Below are 19,514 nucleotides of genomic sequence, written 5' to 3' on the forward strand. Positions count from 1 at the left end.
TTCGCGAATAATTATATAGATTGTTAAGCTATTTTTACTCTTACTGCGTTGGGGCCTTTTCTGCCTTCTTCCACTTCAAACTGTACGGTATCGTTTTCACGGATACGGTCGATCAAGCCTGATGAGTGAACAAATACTTCTTTGCCACCATTAGATGGGGTGATGAATCCAAAACCCTTTTCTTCATTAAAAAATTTTACTGTTCCTTCTTGCATTATGTTTATTTTAAATAGCCACAAAAGTAGCGTTTATTATTGAATAAACATGTTTAATTCTTACTTGTTTTCTTTTCATGGCTTTTTAGTGACTTAAGGCCATTTTTATAGGTAAAATAAATTTAATATAGCCTAAAAAGCAGCCAGCAAACCGCAGCTCCTGTCAATGTATTTGAAAAATTAACCAGGTTATTGCCTATTAAATGCCTGCGTTCCAGTGTGGCGCCTAAAAGGGAGTCGACAATATTTCCAATTATACCGGCAAGAATAATCCACAAAAAATTAATATTCCAATCATGACCAATGGAATAAATACAAGCGATAATAGCTGCTCCGGTTATGCCTATTAACGTCCCTCCTAGACTAATTACCCCGTCCTGCCCGCGTTGATCTTTTTTGAAGGTGATAATGCTATAAAACCGCCGCCCAAGGATGGTCCCCAATTCAGACGAAAGCGTATCGGCGGTTGCGGCGGCCAGGCTACCGGCCATCATTATTTGCACTACACGAGCATACTCCGGTCTGTACCATGAAATTGCGCCGAGTATTGCTGCCATACCGCCATTGGCCATTACCTGTCCGGCGGTCCGTCCACCCTTATTCTCTTCGGCTGCGCCTATTGCTTGTTTTTTATTCAGGCCAATACTTGTAGCGCCGGAGCCCAGGATAAAAAATGACGTCAGCATAATGATCCCGGTGTATCCACCGCCTTCAAAAACCGAAAAGCCAACTAAGCCGCCTAACAACGCCGCGCGAACGGTGAGTTTACGGGCAACGATGCTGAAAACAATACCTGCAACAAGGACGAAATATATTACATAACTGCCGAAGCCCATACCTAAAACCATTGTGGCTAAAGTATAAAATCTTTAGGGTTATAGAGTACTAGTGTGCGAATTTAGAGATTGCTGCCCGCAAACGATCTTTCAGCGATCTTACTCATTTGGTTGAAAATAAATGAGGGTAAAAAGCGGCCTAACAATGCCAGTATGAATGCTATCCCCGGAAAGATTTGGTATTTGTCTTTTTTTAATCCTTTGATGGCTGCAGCAACGAGTTTATCAGGTTCCATCATGGTTTTAGGATCTACATCGCCCGCAAATTTATCATTCAACGGGGTGTTTGATCCCGGCGCCACCAGCTCAAATACTTTAATATTATCCTTTTTTAATTGGCTACGGAGCGACCGGGTATAAGATTGCAAGCCTGACTTTGTTGCACCATAAATAGGGGCGAGAGGAAACGGTACAAAGGCAATGCCCGATGTAACATTCATGATTGCCGCGTTGGGCACACGTTGCAAATGTGGCAAAAATTGCTGCACCATCCGTACAGGCCCTGATAGGTTGATCTCGATTTCGCGGGTAATGTTGTCCAGGTCAATAGATTTGTCATGCAGATCAAGTTTACGCATTTCACCCGCGTTGTTTATCAAAATATTAAGGTTAGGGAATTGTTCTATCACCCGGCTATATAAAGTTTTGATAGCCTCCGGATCGCTAACATCGCTTTGAAAAGTATGCACTTTTGGGAGCTTTAGTTTGGTTGCGTCGAGCTTTACCGGGTCGCGACCGGTGATTATTACTGTATTGTCCAGTGCAATTAATTGGCGGGCAAATTCAAGGCCTATACCGCTTGCGCCGCCTGTTATTAATATGGTATTGTTGGTGGTTTTCATGTTCGTTTTTTTTAACAAAGATCAGGGGATCAGTAATATAAAGTTTGCAAGCATCAATCCATTGTTTGCGAAATTCAAATGCTAGTGGTTGATTTTAAGGTGCGCCTTCCAAGGTGTTTGTTCTGAATTGAGGTTTCAACCAGTTTTATTTTCAAAACTTTTCCCCGATGCTTTGTTACATATTCACTACCTTGTAAATATCAATTATGGCTACAGTAGCGCTTCGCAGTGCGGCAGGTAAATGGATCATGGTTTCGGCCATCCTCGCCTCTGCAATGGCATTTATCGACGCTACTGCGCTAAATGTTGTGTTGCCTGCACTGCAGCAAAGCTTGCAAGCCAGCGGCGCCGATCTGTTCTGGATCCTGAATGCCTACCTGCTTATGCTTGCTGCGCTCATCCTTATCGGCGGCTCATTGGGCGATAAGCTTGGTCGCAAGAAGGTATTCATGGCCGGCATTTTTATTTTTATTTGTGGATCGGCTGCATGCGGGATCTCGCCCGGCGTAACTTATTTGATCGTCTTCAGGATAATCCAGGGTGTTGGCGGGGCATTGATGATTCCCGGTAGTTTGTCGCTGATCTCTTCATCCATCAATCCGAAGGAAAGAGGAAAAGCAATCGGCACATGGTCGGCGTTTACAACTGTGGTAACCATGGGCGGCCCTATATTAGGCGGGGCTTTGGCCGATGCAGGTTTATGGCGGTATATTTTTTTTATTAATGTACCTATCGGCATTGCTGCCCTGGTAATGCTTTGGTTTAAGGTAGCAGAAACAAAGGACGAAGACAGCGACCACGCCATAGATTTTCCCGGAGCCATTGCTATAGCGCTCGGGCTGGCATTGGTAACCTTCGGCTTTTTGCGGATCCCTGCGGTTGGTTTGCATAACTGGCAGGTTTATCTTTCATTGCCTGCTGGTTTGTTGTTATTGGCATTGTTTATCATCATCGAGAAAAAAAGCAAACACCCGATGATGCCTTTGCAGCTATTTGCTAATCCAACTTTTACGGGGAGTAACCTGCTTACGTTTTTTCTATATGCTGGGCTGGGAGCAGGGATGCTTTTTCTTTCACTGAATATGGTACAGGTACAGGGCTATAGCCAGTTACAAAGCGGCTTAACATTTTTGCCCTTTACTATAATGATGATTTCCATTGCCCGGTTTGCAGGGTCACTTGCTGATAAATTTGGGCCGCGGCTGTTCCTCATTTGCGGGCCCGCGGTTGCCGGCACCGGCTTGCTAATCTTATCGTTTGTAAAACAAACCGCAGGCCCTGCTGATTACTGGACAACGTTCTTTCCCGGAGTGATAGTTTTAGGCTTGGGGATGTCGTTCACGGTGTCGCCGTTAACTGCCGCTGTGATGGGTTCGGTTGATGATCACTTTTCAGGTACCGCATCCGGGGTAAACAATGCGGTTTCGCGGATTGCCGGGGTGTTTGCTAACGCGATTTTTGGGGCGCTGGTGGTATTGTTCTTTGCCGGAGCACTACGGCAACAATTGAATGGCATAAAGCTCGATCCTAAACAGAGAGAAGTGGTTACTCAACAGGCGTCAAAACTAGGCGATGCTAAGGTCCCGGCAGGCGTGAATGTAAATAGTAAACAGGTAATTGCAAAAGCCTATCATGAAAGTTTTATAAGCGCCTACCGAAAAATTATGCTTATCTCTGGCGGGCTGGGCTTTTTAGGGGCTTTGATGGGAATGGTGTTTATTAAGGGAGTGGGGAGAGTCCGGAAGCCCGAAAGTCAGTAAAGTCCGAAAGATGGAAATGATGCATGGCGTGAATATCGCGTGCAGAGTGGACTCACCCGGTCGACGCTTCGCTGGACCTCCCTCTCTTCGCTTGCGCGGAAAGAGGGAAGAAAAAATCACAGCTTAAATAGTCCTTTTTTCTTTTACCTCTTTGCCGCTTGCGGCAGAGAGGTAAAAGAGCGAAGCAATGTTGGGTGAGTCCACTCTGCACCATGCTTTTGGCCGATGAGTTAATCTCCGCACGTATTTCCTCAATCAGGAATTTTATTTAAATTGCTACTGTAAAACTGACCGAATTTGAAAAAACTGTACTTAATCAAGGCCCTTCTAAAATACCTCTGCTTGTTCATTTTTTTGTTGCTTAATGCCGGTGCATTTTGTCAACCTAAAACCGTAGTGGAGCCTGATTTTTCATTAATTGTTGTAAATGAGAAACATCAACCAATTGATGGCGCTACAGTTAAGCTGTTAAAAGACGGGACGCTTATGAAAACTGTAGTAACCGATGCTGCCGGAACAGCTAAGTTTACTAATTTTCAAACAGGCGTTTTTTCAATAAGCTTTACAGGATATAAATCGCAAATCAGCAGGGTTTACCGTTCTGCCGGGGATGTAAATACTGATACCATAAAACTGCAACCATCAAACACCATTTTGCAGGAGGTAAATGTTACCGCGCACACACCTGCCGTTGAACAAAAGCAAGGCAAGGTTGTGCTCAATGTTGATGCATCGGTTACCAACGCCGGCTCCACGGTGCTGGAGGTGTTGGAAAAATCGCCGGGGGTGACGGTTGACAGAAACGGGGGCATCACCTTACAGGGTAAAACAGGTGTGCTGGTAACCATCGATGATAAGCCAACCTATCTTTCGGGTGCCGACCTGGAGAATTTGTTGAGCAGCATGAGTTCGTCTCAGGTATCGCAAATAGAACTTATTGCCAACCCGACTGCCAAATATGATGCAAGTGGTAACGCTGGGATCATCAACATAAAAACAAAAAAGAATAAGCAACGCGGTTTTAACGGCTCATTTACCACTTCGGCAGGGCAGGGTGTTTATCCCAAGAACAACAACAGTCTTGTTTTAAATTACCGGGTAGGAAAGATCAATACCTTTTTCAATTATAACATGAACTGGGTTAAATACCTGACCAACCTTTACGCCTTAAGAAAGTATTACGATGATAACGGTACCTTAACCGCAATGCTGCGGCAGCCATCGTATTTTAAGGGAACACTTTTTAACAACACCATTAAAACGGGGCTCGACTATTACATCAGTCCAAAAACCACCATCGGCATTGTTTTGGGCGGCTCCACCATTCACCGGCAGGGAAATAATACGGCAACTGCTACCTGGCTTGAACCGGCCGGTATTGTAGATTCGGCAATCGCCACCGGCAACAAAAATACCAGTCAATTTAAAAATGGATCGATTAACCTGAATTTGCGACAAACGCTCTCGTCGACGCAGAGCCTGGCCGCCGATTTTGATTACCTGCATTATAACATTCAAAGCGAACAGGATTTTATTAACCACCTGCTTGTCGACGGCGGATATACCGATGAAACGCGCAGCAATATTCCCACTACTATCAATATTACATCAGATAAGGTAGACTATACACAAAAAATAGGTGAGAGCGCCACGTTTGAGGCGGGCTTAAAATCATCATACAGCAATACAGATAACTCTGCAGCTTACCAAAACCTTTTGAGCGGCGGATGGGTTGATGATAACACCAAAAGCAATCATTTTTTGTATCGTGAAAACATTAACGCCGTTTATAGCTCCATCGAAAAAAAGTATAATAAACTAACCCTCCAGGCTGGTTTACGATACGAGCATACCGGGTATAAGGCCCACCAATTGGGTAATGCTATTCAAAAGGACTCAGCATTTTCGCGTAATTACGGCCAGTTTTTTCCGAGCGGTTACTTAAGCTATCAGGCCGATTCATCAAACAGCTTTACCCTAACTGCAAGCCGCCGGATCGATCGCCCGGTGTTTCAAAGCCTTAATCCATTTTACTTTATCGTTAACAAATACACGTATGAAACCGGCAATCCATATCTTTTGCCTCAGTATAGCTGGAATTTTGAGCTAACCCATCAATATAAAAACCTGTTGACCACAAGCCTGTCATATAGCCGGATAAAAAACTATTTTTCGCAACTGTTTTTGGCCGATACGACTAAAGGGATTTTGTTGTATTCGCAGGGCAATGTAGGCAGTACTTACAATATCGGGCTGTCGTCGGCTGTTTCGGTATCGCCGCTAAGCTGGTGGTCGCTTACAGCGCAAGCTACCTTTAACCATAAACAATTGCGGGGCTTCAACGGGAACACTTATACCAGCCAGATCAACCAACTGAACATCAACGTAAATAACCAGTTTACCATCGCAAAGATCTATACTGCCGAAATTTCGGGGTTTTATACCACCAGGGCGCGTAACGATGTGCAGGAGCTGTTGTATCCAACCGGGCAACTGTCAACTGGGATTGCAAGGCCCATTTTAAAAAAGAAGGGTACGTTGAAATTTAGCTACCGCGATATTTTTTATACCAATGCCATGGAGGGATTCACCTCGTTCCCTAATGCTACGGAATATTTTAAGATCCTGCGCGATTCGCGGGTGTTTACGGTAACATTTATTTATCGTTTTGGTAAGAGCTATAAAACAGTGAAGCGTACAGATGGCAGCGCTGCTGAAGAAATGGAAAGGGTAGGGAACGGGTAAAGGTTTGAATGCCGAATATCGAACAATGAATTTTGAATGATGAAGTAAATAGGCGGGGGATTCGATATCAAACATTTTGAATTATTTCTTTATCGAAATAAAAAACGTCGCTCCCTCGCCAGGAACAGATTTAACATAGATATTGCCATTCAAGACATTTAGCAGATCCTTTATGGTTGATAAGCCAATCCCCGAACCTTTTTTGTTATAGCGATCGGTTATTTTGAGGGTAAAGTTATTGCCGAAGATCTTATCATGGTATTGCTCGGGGATGCCCATACCATTGTCTTCAACTTCCAGCCGGTAAAAATCATCGTCCTGATTAAAGCGGATGTTAATGATACATTTCTCCTTGTTGTTATAGCGGATGGCATTACTCAATAAATTGATCAGGATCTGTTCAAATGCTATCATCGAGAAGTAAATCATTTGCTTTTCTTCGGGCAAAATAACCTCAACATTTTCCGGCACCGCGAGCATGCTGATTACCTTCTGAATAAGACTGTTCAGATTAAATTCCTGCTTTTTAGCTAAAAGTAAAGATGGCGACTTTGAATAAGCCAGCATCTCCTCGACCAGCTCAAGCAGATTTTTGGTAGCCGTAATATTTAAGTTTACGAGGCGCAGGCAACCCTCATCCTGCAGCTTTTCCTGTCGGATCTTTAGCGCCTGCGAGGTAAGCAGGATGCTGCTTAGCGGATTTTTAATATCATGGGCCGCCATTGAAGCAAACTTCTGGATCAAAACGTTTGAATTTAACAGGTCCTGGTTGGCTTTTTCAAGGTAGGCTACTTTTCTTCTTAGTTCCAGTTTATCAACTACTTGCCGACCGAGCGTTTTCAGCGCTTCGCTTTGCGTATGGGTAAGGGTTTGCATTTCCTGGTCTATCACACACAAGGTGCCGAGGGCAAAACCATCTTCATTAACCAGCGGTACCCCGGCATAAAAAGTTACGCTGGTTGGCCCTGTAACCATTGGGTTGTCAACAAAGCGTTCGTCAAGGGCCGCATCCTCAACTATCATAATATCATCGCCCGAGGCTATAACGTGGGTGCAAAATGAAAATTCCCTTACATTTTCTGTAAAATCGGTGCCATGATGCGATTTAAACCATTGTCTTTTTTCGTCGATAAAAGTGATCAGCGCAATAGGTACTCCGCAAATTGCTGAAGCCAGCGACGCTATAGCATCGAAATCTTTTTCCTCGGCAGTATCAAAAATATTGTAACTCTGAAGCGCAGCAAGTCTTTCAACTTCGTTTTCAGGAAGCGGGATTGTGAGCATAATTTAAATTAATACACAGGCAACAAACATACGATAATATAATAAGTTTGGGTTTGCTGCAATTATTAGTGAATGGAGCTAAATAAAAAAGTAAGTTTTCTCCCAACTAATTCCACATATATTTGTTGACATTTTAAAATATTAGGCAATGGATAATCAGCATAAGGTGCTTATAAACGAGCTTACAAAATTACTTACCGGGGGTACGGCCCATGCCTCATTTCACGATGCGGTAAACGGATTGAAACCCGAATTACGTGGTGTAAAGGCCAAGAATATGCCCTACAGCATCTGGCAACTGGTGGAACACGTCCGGATAGCCCAATGGGATATGCTGCAATTCAGTAAGGATGCCGATCATGAATCACCGAAATGGCCCGATGATTACTGGCCGAAGGAAAGCGAACCGGAAGATGATGATGCCTGGAAGGGGTCGATCAAACAAATTGATGATGACCTGGACGAATTTATTGAACTGTTGGAACATAGTGATATTTACCAGCCGCTTGAACATGGCGACGGGCAATCAATTTTACGTGAGGCCTTGCAAATGGCCGATCACAATTCATACCATATCGGGGAGATTATTGCGATCAGAAGAATTTTGGGCGATTGGAGGACTTAGTCGTTAGTTGGAAGTCCTAAGTTTTAAGTCAAAAAAACGACTTAAAACTTAAAACTCTTGACTTAAGACTTAAAAATAGCTTCCTTATCTAACTTTATTTACAAACTCAACAATAGCCGGGATCAGTTCCGGCTTAAGGGGGAGGTCGGGTTTACTATAGGTGGCCACATTTTGCTCTTCATCTGCCGGCGCTTCTTTTAAAATGTGGTTCATGTTTTTAACCTCGATATAACCGGCGTCTGACTTTGCCTTTTTTAACCGCTGGCCATTATCTACTGCAACAACCTTGTCGGTAGTTCCCTGGATGATCAATAGTGGGACTTTTATTCTTTTAACCAATCTTAATGGTTCATACCTGCACCATGAAAGCAGGAATTTCTGGATGCTTGGCCGGGCAATGTAGTATAGTGACGGGTCGATATTATCGGTGGTTTTTCCTTTTTTGAGGCTGTCCATAAAGCTTTTAAACTCGTCCTGTAAAAACTGTGCTTTTCCCTTCATTTGGTCATTAAGGATCTTATCTGCGCGATCTGCAGGCCATTCAGCGGCTATTATCCCTTTTACCGGCACGTCGTTTATTATTAAAGAGCTTACTAACGCGCCTTCGCCATGACCGAAAAGTATTATTTTTGAGAAACGCTGATCATCATTTAGCATGTTTACCATTCCAAGTGCATCATCGCCATAGTCTTCTAGCCGAAGTTCCGATTCTTTGCCTTTAGTCATGCTTTCGCCCACCATACGTTTGTCATAACGAACGGTTGCGATGCCATTTTTACCAAGATCGTTTGCAAGTATTTTATATATATTTCCGCTTAGTCCTGTTTTTACATTGTTACCATCGCGATCAGTGGGGCCGCCATCACCAATAATAATCACAAGAGGGACTTTACCTGATGGGTTTTTAGGCATAACCAGCGAGCCGGAAATGGTACCTGTTAACGTTTTTAACAAAATGGGTGATTCGTCAAGCGAGGCATCGAGCGCTACGCCATGTGCAGGTGCATCCTCATAAGGGCTTAACAGCAACCCGGTTAATTTATTTTGCGAATTAAGCGCCAGGTTCAGTAAAAATGTATTGTTCTGAAATGTAGCCTTATAAACCGCAAGCGAATTGGTGATCTTCACAAATTCAGTTTTAATCAAATTGCCATATTGAGATATTAACTGTTCCGTAGTGGGCTTAAATTTCTCTATTGGCAGGGCCGCCTTCATTTCAGTGCTAAACATGCTGAAAATACTATCGGGTTGATCATGGTTGTAGTAATGAGTAAAGCGAGCCATTGCAGTAGAATAGTTGGCAGGCTCGGCCTGCGCGATAGCCCTTACTGTAACAAGCAGTATGGCAATAAAAAATATTATTTTCTTCATTTAAGTAATATCCAGGGGCAAGATTTGCAATCCCGAAATTAGTAAAATTCAGATAGCTTTTGCTAATCGGAGTTAAATTAGTGTGTTCCCTGGAAGCATAATAAATGGTTATTGAGTTAATGCGTTATTTGCGTGGTTCCTTTCGGTAAATTTTGATCATTGTTAGATTTTATAAGTACAAGGCCCATTTTTTATAAAGATCAAGGCAAATCTTAAGTATATCTCCCTGTGGCTGCGATGAAAATGATTGCTCCGTTTCATTTTTACCAACCCACTGCCATTCAAGCTTAGCACGTTGCGTACCAAACTCCTTCATATCGGGAGGGGTTCCGGCATTGATCGTCTTGCGCAGGTAATCAAAAAATAATTCCCAGCGGGCTTTGTAATAGGTTTTTATTAAGCCCGACCAATCCTTTGCGGCGTAATCTGTGTTTACATTGGCCTCGCCACCCCAGGTAGTGATCAATACGCGTGCATCTTTTTCATAAAAATCCTTTTCGAGTGGGGTTGTGCCAAAAGCTCTGGCCTTCGCTACCCAACTGCCCAATAACAGGTCACTTTGAGTTGAAGCAACAAGGTCAACATCATCGCATAAGGAGGTAAACAGTTTTGTAAACTTTTCAAAGTTCCGGGTGTCCTTTGCATAATAAGCTTTGCCTATGCTGTCGCGGAATGAAGAAGCCAGGTTAACCAGTACTTGTTTTTCAACCAAAACAAGGTCGCGTTGGTATTGCGGAGATGACTTGGTGGTGGAGTCGGCCATAAAAAACGATGGCAAGATGTTGCTCAATGCGCTGTATTCATAGTTGCTTAATGATGAATAGTCTCCATGTCCCTTAAGCATCGGCTCCGACTGGATCATATTGCCCAACCCAATGCCCGACACCTGAGAATTGTAGACCACAGACATAAGCTTTAACCATGCCGATTGCAAAACTTCGTCATGATGCCCGCCGCGACTGTCGGCATATTGTTTCATCCAGTCGTTTACATTGGCTGCGTTGGCATTCCAGGCATAATCGAACAGCCACTCAAACATAAACTGGTTGACACCAAAACCTTCAAGCGTAGTGCCAATGCCGTCCATCTGCCTGTGGTTAGGGTCTTTTTCGGCAGCGGGCAGTAATTTTGACATCTTTAAAAGCGGGGCTGCCAACTGCGTATTGCCACCAAAGTTGCCGAGGTAGCACCAGATGTAAGGCGCATTAAAAAAGCCGTCGGTTAAGCGCCAAACTTCCGTTTGCTCGCAAAAATAATCCAGCAACAGCATCTTATTGGGCGGTACAGCCTTTATCATGGCTTCTAAACGCGGGTTGGTCCAGTGTTTCCGGTCATAGTAAAAGGTCCATCCCATTTGTACCCAAACTGCATTAGGATCAATGGCCTTCATGCCGTTGTATATAGTTTTTGAAACACTGGCCAGGTACGCAGGTTCCCAGCTTGGCGGGTTCATTTCATTAAACGGATCGGCGCCGTAATAGTGATCAGTTCCCAGAAGCTTTTCTTGCTCGCTAAGATATGCCTTTTGAATTTTAACAAACAGGGGATCCATCGGGTCAAGGAAATAGGCATCGTTTTCGGGGTCAGTATCATATGATCCAAGGTCGGTAACCTTCATGTTCGGGAATTTTGCGATCAAATCTTTGGGTACATGGCCGGCAAAGGCTGGTAAAATGGGCTTCATTCCCAGGCTTCGTTCCCGTTGCAAGATCTGTTTTTGCAGGGCGAACTGTCCGTCGATAAACGTTTGTGGCAAAGGGCCCAGCCACCTGTCGAGATTGCCCATGCGCTGCCATGGTAAATGCGATGGCCCGGTGAAAAATGCGCGGCTCTGTTCTTCGGTCATCCCGAATTTTTTCCATACACGCTGCCAGATATATTCCTGCCCGGTAATTGCTAGTGGCATATTGATGCCGTTTAGCGCCATCCAGTCAATCAGGCGCTCCCAATCGCGCCATTGCCACCAAAGGGTGGTATAGCCAAAAGTGCAGTAATTTAAAAAGAAACGCTTATCAAATCGGCAAGCTTCGCCGGTGGGCTGATCAATTGCAGGTAATTTTGCGGGAACTACAATGGCTTCATCTGCATACCAGCTAACAGAGATATGGCAATAAGTTTTAAGATAATAGTTTAGCCCCTTAGCCATTGCCAGGGGATTGGTAGCCTCAATTAAAATTTTGTCGCCCCGACTTTGTACATAAAAGCTATCCCGGCTGGTTTTTGCGGGGATGGTTTTCAATATAAAATAAGATGATTTTCCGGGCAATAAGCGGTTTATTATTCCCTTAATTTCAGTATTATCGTCATTTTCTGTGACAGTAGCTGAGATTGCTTTATGCGGATTTAAAACAGTTAACAGTATTAGAGCGATTAAGTAAAACTTTGCTTTTTGCAGGAATGAGGTCATATGTTAAGTAATTATGTCGTAAACATAATAATTCCGTGCAATACAAAAATTCCATTAGGTAAATATTGGTGACTATGCTTAAAAAGGGTAAAATATTGTAGATAAACTCTGACTTAAAAATAAAACTTTTTTGCCGCTTTCACACTTATAACACCATGGAATTGAGCACACAGGTTGCATGGTTGTTTTTAGTGGCTATCCCCATTGCCTGTATAGCATGGACGGTTACGCATGAAGAGGTTTTTCGTGAACCGCGTGAGTATTGTCTGCAACGTTGCCACAACGGCAAAACCATTGTGGAGCGCAAATTTTTTTACCTGTTTACCTGTGAGTATTGCTTTAGCCATTACGTTACGATTATCATGCTGTTTATCACTGAATATAAATTGCTGTTTACTGATTGGCGCGGTTACCTCATGGCCGGTTTTGCGCTGGTGTTTATTGCAAATGTGTATATGAGCCTTTTCGCTTTGGTTCGGGTAGATTTAAAAAAGGTGCGTTTAGAGGCTGAGCATGAGGAACAAAAAAGGTAAATTCCGGGCTATCCAGGCCGCCCCAGGCTGCCGCGAGTTTGCAACTCGTGGTATAGCATGTTGTAAGCTTTCAGCTTACAGCAAAAATTTCAATTGAATCGTTAAATATTTTGGGAAGCTGAAAGCTTCCTAAATGGCACACCACGGGTTACACTGCGTTAAACCCGCGGCAGCGATATTTTATTATAATACCAACTGATTAAATAACTTATTGAGCGTCGCTTCGGCATCATCACTCATTCCCGGATGAACTTTTGAGGTTTGGATCACGGTGCTGCGCGTGGCTGTTAACCACCTGAAACGGGAGGCTACATCAAGCTGGCCAATCGGCCCGGCGGCTTTATCGCCCCGGCAAATACGTTCGAAGGAGCACAGGTGTTCCTTTAGCTCATCCAGGTCGAGCCCGGTATAAAACGCCTGCAGGCGTGCTTCATCCAAGTGATAGCGGGTTTTTAAAAACTGGTGTTTTTTGCAATACAGGATCACCCCGATATTCAGAAATTCCTCGCGCTCCACCCTTGGCACAACGCGGATAACGGCATATTCAAATAAGTGTTTCTGCTGCATTTTGTGCTTCCTTTACAAAAATATCTGAATGTGCTATCCTTGTTGTTAAAAATTGAGTGTAGGCATCCCGGTATTGATCCGGCGTTTCAAAAGATGATTCGCCGGTAAGCCATTCATCAGGAATGATGTCAACTATCGAACGGATCAGTTCCTCCGTAATTATCGTCTTAAATTCAGTATCAACCTCGTCAAGTAGCGTTGCCTTTGATAACAATACGTGATCCTTTACCTGCAGAAACGGTTTTTTTGCAGCCTCTATCCAGTTGTTCCAGGAGTGGTGGAAATATAACGCCGCTCCATGATCTATCAACCAAAGTTCCTTGTGCCAAACCAGCATATTGGTGTTGCGCGGGGTACGGTCCACATTTGTTAGCAGGCAATCCAGCCAAACAATTTGCGAGGCCAGCTTTGCATCTATATTGAAAACTCCGGCATCAAAAGTGATCGCCCCCGAAAGGAAGTGCACAGCCAGGTTAAGCCCTACGCTGGCTTTGAGCAGGTCCTGGATCTCCTCGTCGGGTTCGGTACGGCCGAACGCTTCGTCGAGATTGGCAAAAACTATTTCGGGCATTTTTAAGCCGCAGGCGCGGGCAAGTTCGCCGCCTATCAGTTCGGCAACCAAAGCCTTTGTGCCCTGGCCTGCACCGCGGAATTTAAGCACATACAAAAAGCCGTCATCCGCCTCGGCAATGGCAGGCAGTGAACCGCCCTCGCGCAGGGGCGTAACATAACGGATAACGTTAACGGTACGGAGCTCTGGTTTAAAATTGTTCATAGGCCGGTGTTTTATCTGCAATTGCCGGCTGTAAATTTACAGGAATAATGAGGGGAATCAAATGATAGCAGATTAATCTACCGTTTTTGCGCTAACATGCTCTTTATTAAAAAACGCAATTTCCCTTATTCAATAAAGTTAATTCTCCCGGAGGCCGAAATATTTAATAAATTAGTTCCCCATACCAAACATAAAACCTGGCGAATGAAAAAGCTCATCCTGCTTCTTTTACTGGTAAATCTCAGCGTTTTTGCACAGCAAAGGACGATTGTCAAAAAGACCATTATAGTGCTTACTTATGACGATGCATTAATGTCGCAGTTAAATGTTGCCATTCCGCAGCTGGATTCGGCACATCTTAACGGTACGTTCTTCCTTACCGGGAACGTTACGCAGCAAACCTTGTCGCGCTGGCGCGAGGCTTTTAAACACGGTAATGAACTGGCCAATCATACCCTATATCATCCCTGTTTAATTAAGGATGGAAAGGGCAATCCGGCGAATAATTCGGCAAACTACACGGTGTACACCATGCTGCGCGAAATAGCAATGATGAATAACCTGTTGGGTGCAATAGATAACGAAAAAACACATACCTATGCTTATCCCTGTACGGAGCCCATGGTTGGCGGCGTGAACTACGTCGACTCCTTAAGAAAATCAGGGATCGTAAAATATGCCCGGATGGGCGGCGATAAAAATACTTTTGTTACAGATTATAGCAAGCTTGATCCGTTGCTGGTACCATCTTACCCATCGATAAATAAAGACAACGGTGATGACCTGATCGCCTATGTTAAAAAGGTACAAAAGGAGGGTGGCTTGGGCATTTTTATGTTTCACGGAGTAGGTGGGGATTACCTGACAACGTCGGCAAAGGCCCACCGGGAATTATTAAGCTATTTAAATAAACATCGCGACGAAATTTGGGTTGCTACCTTTAAACAGGCTATGGATTACATTACATCAGGCAAGCAATAAATTATTGAAAAGCTAAAATGAATTATGGAAGATCAAGAAATAGTTTACGCAAGGGAGCTAACACTTCATCCGGATGAGTTTGTCGACGTTTTAAAGCGGAGCACACTGGCGGAACGGAGACCTGTTAACGATGCAGATCGGATCCAGGCGATGTGCCAGAATGCCAACCTGATAGTAACCGCTCGGAAGGATGGTAAGCTGGTTGGCGTGGCGCGTTCATTAACCGATTTTATTTATTGCACCTATTTGTCGGACCTGGCGGTAGATGAAGGTTTGCAAAAGCAGGGGATAGGTAAACGGTTGATTAGGGAAACCAAACTGCATTCGCCGCAGGCAAAGCTGATCCTGTTATCGGCTCCGGCTGCGGTAAACTATTACCCCAAAATCGGCATGAGTCAGCACGACCATTGCTTTATGCTGGATAATGTGGATGATTTAAAGATTGCCGAATAACCAAAGGATTATTCCGTTTTTAAACTCTTTATCGGATTTGCCAGCGCCGCCTTTATCGATTGAAAACTTACCGTCAACAACGTAATCGTTACGGCACCAAGCCCGGTTACAATGAAGATCCAGGCGGAGATTGTCGACCGGTAATCAAAGCTTTGCAGCCAGCCGTGCATCAGGTACCAGGCAAGCGGGCTTGCAATTACCAGCGAAATCACGATAAGGCCAATAAAATCGGTTGACAGTAAACTCCAAAGATTAAATACTGAGGCACCCAAAACTTTACGAACGCCAATTTCCTTAACGCGTTGTTCGGCCATAAATGACGCCATACCGAACAAGCCAAGGCAGCTGATCAGGATTGCCAGGCTGGCGAAAAATGCTGCCAGCTTGCCTATACGCTGCTCGTTACCGAATTTCTGAGCGTATACTTCGTCAACAAAATTATATTGGAACGGCTGCTCGGGGTTAAAACGCTTAAATACAGAGCCTATACCTTCCAATGCTTTATTTGCGCTAATTTTTGGATTAATTTTCAGCAAAACTGTATTTCCTGCGCCCTTATTAAAGAAGAACACCGATGGCTTTACCTGCCCGTAAGGCGAATCAACAATAATGTCAGTTATCACGCCGATGATCTTAAATGAGTGACCATAATAAGTAAGGTTGTCATTAACCGGGTTTTTAAGCCCCATGAATTTAACTGCAGCTTCGTTAATTATAACCGCAGTTGAGTCGCTGAGGAACTCCCGGGAGAAATCGCGGCCTTCTTTAAATTGCCAGCCGATGGTTTTACCGTATTCGGCGGATACCGCTGCCTGTTGAAAATCGACGCTTAGGTTTGGATCCTTATCCTTCCACTCGATGGCGCTGGTGCTGCCGGCCGATTCCGTAGGCGCAACATCACCCTCGGCCATGGCGGTAACGGCGCCGGTTTTAAAGAGCTCATCCTTTACTGCGTCGTAATTTTTATGGATCTTATCCGTACCAGCATACACTGAAACTAATCCATCGCGGGTATAGCCCACAGGACGGTCCTTTGCGAACTGAATCTGCCGGAAAACCACTATGGTGCCAATGATAAGCGTTACCGATACCGAGAACTGGATCACCACCAGGATTTTACGCGGAATAGCGGCAAAACGCCCCACGCGGAATGCTCCTTTAAGTACCTTTATAGGCTGGAATGACGACAGGTAAAAGGCGGGATAGCTGCCTGCAATTAAACCAGTCAGCAATGTGAAACCGATGGTTAACATCCAAAACATCGGATTTGCCCACAGAACGGCCATTTGTTTATCTGCCACCTGGTTGAAAAATGGCAAGCTGAGCTGTACAAATAAAATTGCGAGTAAAAATGCTATAACAACGCATAACAGGGATTCGCTAAAGAATTGATAAACAAGCTGGCTGCGCAACGAACCGATTGCCTTACGGATACCTACTTCCTTAGCCCGCTTTTCTGATTTCGCCGTACTTAAATTCATAAAGTTAATGCACGCCAGTAACAGCACAAATACACCGATGATGCCGAACATCCATACATACTGAATGCGGCCGCCTATGTTTTTGCCATCCTTAAAATCATCATAAAGGTGCCATTTGCTCATCGGTTGTAAAAACAGAGCAGGCTTCTTTTTGGCAAGTACTGCATTTACGTTGCGCAGTTTTGCGTCCCGGATTCTTAACGATACAACAGCGAGGTCGGTTTCATTGGCCATTTGGACATATAGCTCACAGAAGTTGGGCCGCCATGGTTCCTTCATTGATTTCATGTCGTTGGCGTTATAAAACATCTCCCATGCGCCAATGAAGCCAACATTTGCAAACGTTGCATTTTGTGGCAGGTCGTGGTAAACGCCGGCTACCTTTGCAATTATCTGGTTGTCGATCTTCAGGGCTTTATTCATCGGGTCGGCGTTGCCAAAGTAAGCCCTGGCAGTTGATGCCGAGATGATAACAGATGTAGGATCCTTAAGGGCATTTCTGCTGCCTTTAAGCATTTGCAGGGTAAACATTTCGGGCCCTTCCGATTCCATATATATACCCTTCCGGGTTATTTTTTTATCGCCGTATGTTACCAAATGGTCGCCCATGGCAACGGTCAACACTACGTGCTTAAAATCGTTGCCATAGTTTTTGCGGAGTTCTGCTGCAAGAGGGTAAGGCACGGATTCCCAGGTTTGCACCTCGCCGTTATTGGTTACGTTTTGAATTACCTTGGCAATGCTGTCATAATTTTCATGAACCTTATCAAAGGAAAGCTCATTCCAGATCCAAAGACCGATGAGCACGGCAACTGCCATACCAACTGATAGGCCCGTAATATTAATAAAGGAGTGAACTTTATTTTTAATAAGGTTGCGCCAGGCGGTTTTAAGATAGTTTTTGATCATGCTAATAGATATTGATGCGTGTACAACTTAAAATTTCATGCCATAGTTTTAATTTATTAATAATCAGTTATTTGTATTGTATTTTCTGGTGATTGATGTATCATTTGCGGACGGTTGATTGTGCGGTTATGAAAGGAAGAATGAATTATTGCAGCTTGATCCGATAATTTTATAAATTTAGCGTCTTATTGAAGTAGCACTCCCAGACCATACTATCAAAATTAAATACAACATGAAAAAAATTCTATTCAGCCTTTTACTAGTATCGTCGATTGTTTTTGGTGCATTTGCCCAACAATTCGAGGTAACATACATTTCTTCTGCTTCTGATAAGTCGTTTACCGGCTACGTTGTTTTGTACCTGTCGAAGGATAGCAAGGTGCCTACAAGCGGTATGGTAGGTTTCGGGCCTACCGCCTACTTTTCGGTATATGTTAAAAATTTAAAACCAGGTGGTGTTGTTAAAATTAATGACGAGGCCAATGGTTATCCTGCTGCATTATCAGATATTGAGCGCGGGCAATATTATGCAGAGGTAGTATGGGATAAAAATTTAGGCGGACGCGCCATATCCTCCAGCCCCGGTAACATATACAGCGAACCAATAAAGGTCGAATTCAACAAAAGCACCAAAACAGTATACCATTTATTAGCCGACAAGGTTATCCCAACGCCGGAATTTAAGGAGACGGCCGTTGTTAAAGAGTTAAGAGCTCCATCGGCATTGCTGACAAAATCTCAGGGGCGGCCGGTAACAGTTGATGCAGCGGTGATTTTACCTAAGGAATATAACACGGAGCCTAACAGAAAGTTCCCGGTGCTTTTCAAGGTTTCAGGTTTCGGCGGCGATTACCATCGTTATTCGGGTTCGGAAATGCCGAGCGCACCTATTGACAGTATCCCGGTAATTACAGTTTATTTAGACGGCAATTGTTCGCTCGGTCACAGCGTTTATGCCAACAGCGATAACAATGGTCCGTGGGGTGATGCCTTAACCACGGAGTTTATCCCCTTGCTGGAAAAACAATTCCGTTGCAATGGCGCAAAGTTATTAACCGGGCACAGTAGCGGTGGCTGGACAGTAGCCTGGCTGCAAACGCATTATCCTAAGGTTTTTGATGGAACGTGGTCGAGCTCACCTGATCCTGTTGATTTCAGGAACTTTCAAAAGATAAACCTTTATACCGATAAAAACATGTTTTACGGCAAGGACAGCACTTTAAATTCTGTTGCTACCGTTGCCGGATTTTTTCCATGGGTTACCATGAAGAATATTTACCAGGTGGAAAACGTGGTATACCGCGGTGAACAAATGCACTCGTTTAACGCAGTTTTTAGTAAAAAGGGAGCAGATGGCAATCCACAACAGCTTTGCAACAGCACAACCGGTGTAATTGATACCGCTGTTGTTTCGCATTGGAAGAATTATGATATCTCCCTATACCTGCGCTCCAACTGGGAACAAATAAAACCTGATCTGGACGGCAAGTTGCGGATCTCTGTAGGCAGGCAGGATAACTTCCTGTTGAACTATGCGGTAGTATTGCTGGAAGGTGAGATGAAGAAGCTAAACTCAAAGTTCCAGTTTGCCTATTACCCCGGCGATCATTTTACGGTGTCATCTCCTGAATACATGAAGGATGGTAACCAATTCTTAAAGCAAAAATATATGGAGTGGGTGGCTAAGAATAAGCAGTAGTTCTTAGTCGTGAGTCCGGAGTTCTTAGTCT

16 protein-coding genes are annotated in these 19,514 nt (G+C 44.0%); 7 read left to right on the forward strand and 9 right to left on the reverse strand.

The annotated features are described in order from the left end of the window. Positions 1-23: 23 nt before the first annotated feature. The 3 genes from KXD93_RS20725 to KXD93_RS20735 all read right to left on the reverse strand — a co-directional run bounded on the left by KXD93_RS20725 (position 24) and on the right by KXD93_RS20735 (position 1,893). The gene (locus KXD93_RS20725) at positions 24-215 is read right to left on the reverse strand and encodes a cold-shock protein (RefSeq protein ID WP_258139261.1); all 192 of its coding nucleotides are present in this window, start codon (positions 213-215) and stop codon (positions 24-26) included. Between the two features lie 122 nt (positions 216-337). Further along, positions 338-1,063 carry a DUF92 domain-containing protein gene (locus tag KXD93_RS20730; protein WP_258139262.1) on the reverse strand — a complete coding sequence of 242 codons (726 nt, stop codon included), beginning with the start codon at positions 1,061-1,063 and terminating at the stop codon, positions 338-340. 50 nt (positions 1,064-1,113) lie between these two features. Further along, the gene (locus KXD93_RS20735) at positions 1,114-1,893 is read right to left on the reverse strand and encodes an SDR family oxidoreductase (RefSeq protein WP_258139263.1); all 780 of its coding nucleotides are present in this window, start codon (positions 1,891-1,893) and stop codon (positions 1,114-1,116) included. Between the two features lie 206 nt (positions 1,894-2,099). On the opposite strand from KXD93_RS20735, the gene KXD93_RS20740 reads away from it, so the two are divergent. Beyond that, complete coding sequence (locus KXD93_RS20740) at positions 2,100-3,653, forward strand: MFS transporter (RefSeq protein WP_258139264.1); 1,554 nt, start codon at positions 2,100-2,102, stop codon at positions 3,651-3,653. A 297-nt stretch (positions 3,654-3,950) separates the two neighbouring features. Then, the gene (locus KXD93_RS20745) at positions 3,951-6,398 is read left to right on the forward strand and encodes an outer membrane beta-barrel family protein (protein ID WP_258139265.1); all 2,448 of its coding nucleotides are present in this window, start codon (positions 3,951-3,953) and stop codon (positions 6,396-6,398) included. Between the two features lie 81 nt (positions 6,399-6,479). On the opposite strand, the gene KXD93_RS20750 is transcribed toward KXD93_RS20745, so the two are convergent. Continuing rightward, positions 6,480-7,682, reverse strand: a complete 1,203-nt coding sequence (locus tag KXD93_RS20750) for a sensor histidine kinase (protein WP_258139266.1) — start codon at positions 7,680-7,682, stop codon at positions 6,480-6,482. Positions 7,683-7,830: 148 nt separating this feature from the next. On the opposite strand from KXD93_RS20750, the gene KXD93_RS20755 reads away from it, so the two are divergent. Beyond that, a complete protein-coding gene (locus tag KXD93_RS20755; protein WP_258139267.1) occupies positions 7,831-8,307 on the forward strand; it encodes a DinB family protein in 477 nt (158 codons plus the stop codon). Between the two features lie 84 nt (positions 8,308-8,391). Here KXD93_RS20755 and KXD93_RS20760 read toward each other — a convergent pair whose 3' ends face one another. Then, the gene (locus tag KXD93_RS20760) at positions 8,392-9,678 is read right to left on the reverse strand and encodes an alpha/beta hydrolase (protein ID WP_258139268.1); all 1,287 of its coding nucleotides are present in this window, start codon (positions 9,676-9,678) and stop codon (positions 8,392-8,394) included. A 169-nt stretch (positions 9,679-9,847) separates the two neighbouring features. Then, on the reverse strand, positions 9,848-12,085 hold the full coding sequence (locus KXD93_RS20765) for an alpha-N-acetylglucosaminidase (RefSeq protein WP_258139269.1): 2,238 nt from the start codon (positions 12,083-12,085) through the stop codon (positions 9,848-9,850). A 155-nt stretch (positions 12,086-12,240) separates the two neighbouring features. Here KXD93_RS20765 and KXD93_RS20770 point away from each other — a divergent pair, with 155 nt between their 5' ends. Further along, a complete protein-coding gene (locus KXD93_RS20770) occupies positions 12,241-12,618 on the forward strand; it encodes a hypothetical protein (protein WP_258139270.1) in 378 nt (125 codons plus the stop codon). A gap of 183 nt (positions 12,619-12,801) precedes the next feature. Here KXD93_RS20770 and KXD93_RS20775 read toward each other — a convergent pair whose 3' ends face one another. Next, on the reverse strand, positions 12,802-13,185 hold the full coding sequence (locus tag KXD93_RS20775; RefSeq protein WP_258139271.1) for a DUF3037 domain-containing protein: 384 nt from the start codon (positions 13,183-13,185) through the stop codon (positions 12,802-12,804). After that, positions 13,163-13,960, reverse strand: coding sequence for a HipA family kinase (locus tag KXD93_RS20780; RefSeq protein WP_258139272.1), 798 nt, complete (start codon positions 13,958-13,960; stop codon positions 13,163-13,165). Before KXD93_RS20780 ends, KXD93_RS20775 begins: the two co-directional genes overlap by 23 nt. Positions 13,961-14,164: 204 nt before the next feature. Here KXD93_RS20780 and KXD93_RS20785 point away from each other — a divergent pair, with 204 nt between their 5' ends. After that, positions 14,165-14,941 carry a polysaccharide deacetylase family protein gene (locus KXD93_RS20785; RefSeq protein WP_258139273.1) on the forward strand — a complete coding sequence of 259 codons (777 nt, stop codon included), beginning with the start codon at positions 14,165-14,167 and terminating at the stop codon, positions 14,939-14,941. 24 nt (positions 14,942-14,965) lie between these two features. After that, entirely contained in the window at positions 14,966-15,394 is a 429-nt protein-coding gene (locus KXD93_RS20790) for a GNAT family N-acetyltransferase (RefSeq protein WP_258139274.1), read from the forward strand. Positions 15,395-15,402: 8 nt separating this feature from the next. Here KXD93_RS20790 and KXD93_RS20795 read toward each other — a convergent pair whose 3' ends face one another. Further along, on the reverse strand, positions 15,403-17,784 hold the full coding sequence (locus tag KXD93_RS20795) for an ABC transporter permease (protein WP_258139275.1): 2,382 nt from the start codon (positions 17,782-17,784) through the stop codon (positions 15,403-15,405). A 232-nt stretch (positions 17,785-18,016) separates the two neighbouring features. Between KXD93_RS20795 and KXD93_RS20800 the strand changes: the two genes are divergently transcribed. After that, positions 18,017-19,483 (forward strand): alpha/beta hydrolase-fold protein, encoded by a 1,467-nt coding sequence (locus tag KXD93_RS20800; RefSeq protein WP_258139276.1) that lies wholly within the window; start codon positions 18,017-18,019, stop codon positions 19,481-19,483. Positions 19,484-19,514: the final 31 nt, after the last annotated feature.

This window comes from Mucilaginibacter phenanthrenivorans (genome assembly GCF_024721155.1).
GTDB classification, from domain to species: domain Bacteria; phylum Bacteroidota; class Bacteroidia; order Sphingobacteriales; family Sphingobacteriaceae; genus Mucilaginibacter; species Mucilaginibacter phenanthrenivorans.

Bases quoted from the DNA above. Each gene is read 5' to 3' on its own strand.
- KXD93_RS20785 (WP_258139273.1), top strand. From the start codon at position 14,165: ATGAAAAAGCTCATCCTGCTTCTTTTACTGGTAAATCTCAGCGTTTTT.
- KXD93_RS20775 (WP_258139271.1), bottom strand. From the start codon at position 13,185: ATGCAGCAGAAACACTTATTTGAATATGCCGTTATCCGCGTTGTGCCA.
- KXD93_RS20800 (WP_258139276.1), top strand. From the start codon at position 18,017: ATGAAAAAAATTCTATTCAGCCTTTTACTAGTATCGTCGATTGTTTTT.
- KXD93_RS20790 (WP_258139274.1), top strand. From the start codon at position 14,966: ATGGAAGATCAAGAAATAGTTTACGCAAGGGAGCTAACACTTCATCCG.
- KXD93_RS20740 (WP_258139264.1), top strand. From the start codon at position 2,100: ATGGCTACAGTAGCGCTTCGCAGTGCGGCAGGTAAATGGATCATGGTT.
- KXD93_RS20795 (WP_258139275.1), bottom strand. From the start codon at position 17,784: ATGATCAAAAACTATCTTAAAACCGCCTGGCGCAACCTTATTAAAAAT.
- KXD93_RS20760 (WP_258139268.1), bottom strand. From the start codon at position 9,678: ATGAAGAAAATAATATTTTTTATTGCCATACTGCTTGTTACAGTAAGG.
- KXD93_RS20765 (WP_258139269.1), bottom strand. From the start codon at position 12,085: ATGACCTCATTCCTGCAAAAAGCAAAGTTTTACTTAATCGCTCTAATA.
- KXD93_RS20770 (WP_258139270.1), top strand. From the start codon at position 12,241: ATGGAATTGAGCACACAGGTTGCATGGTTGTTTTTAGTGGCTATCCCC.
- KXD93_RS20755 (WP_258139267.1), top strand. From the start codon at position 7,831: ATGGATAATCAGCATAAGGTGCTTATAAACGAGCTTACAAAATTACTT.
- KXD93_RS20780 (WP_258139272.1), bottom strand. From the start codon at position 13,960: ATGAACAATTTTAAACCAGAGCTCCGTACCGTTAACGTTATCCGTTAT.
- KXD93_RS20725 (WP_258139261.1), bottom strand. From the start codon at position 215: ATGCAAGAAGGAACAGTAAAATTTTTTAATGAAGAAAAGGGTTTTGGA.
- KXD93_RS20735 (WP_258139263.1), bottom strand. From the start codon at position 1,893: ATGAAAACCACCAACAATACCATATTAATAACAGGCGGCGCAAGCGGT.
- KXD93_RS20730 (WP_258139262.1), bottom strand. From the start codon at position 1,063: ATGGTTTTAGGTATGGGCTTCGGCAGTTATGTAATATATTTCGTCCTT.
- KXD93_RS20750 (WP_258139266.1), bottom strand. From the start codon at position 7,682: ATGCTCACAATCCCGCTTCCTGAAAACGAAGTTGAAAGACTTGCTGCG.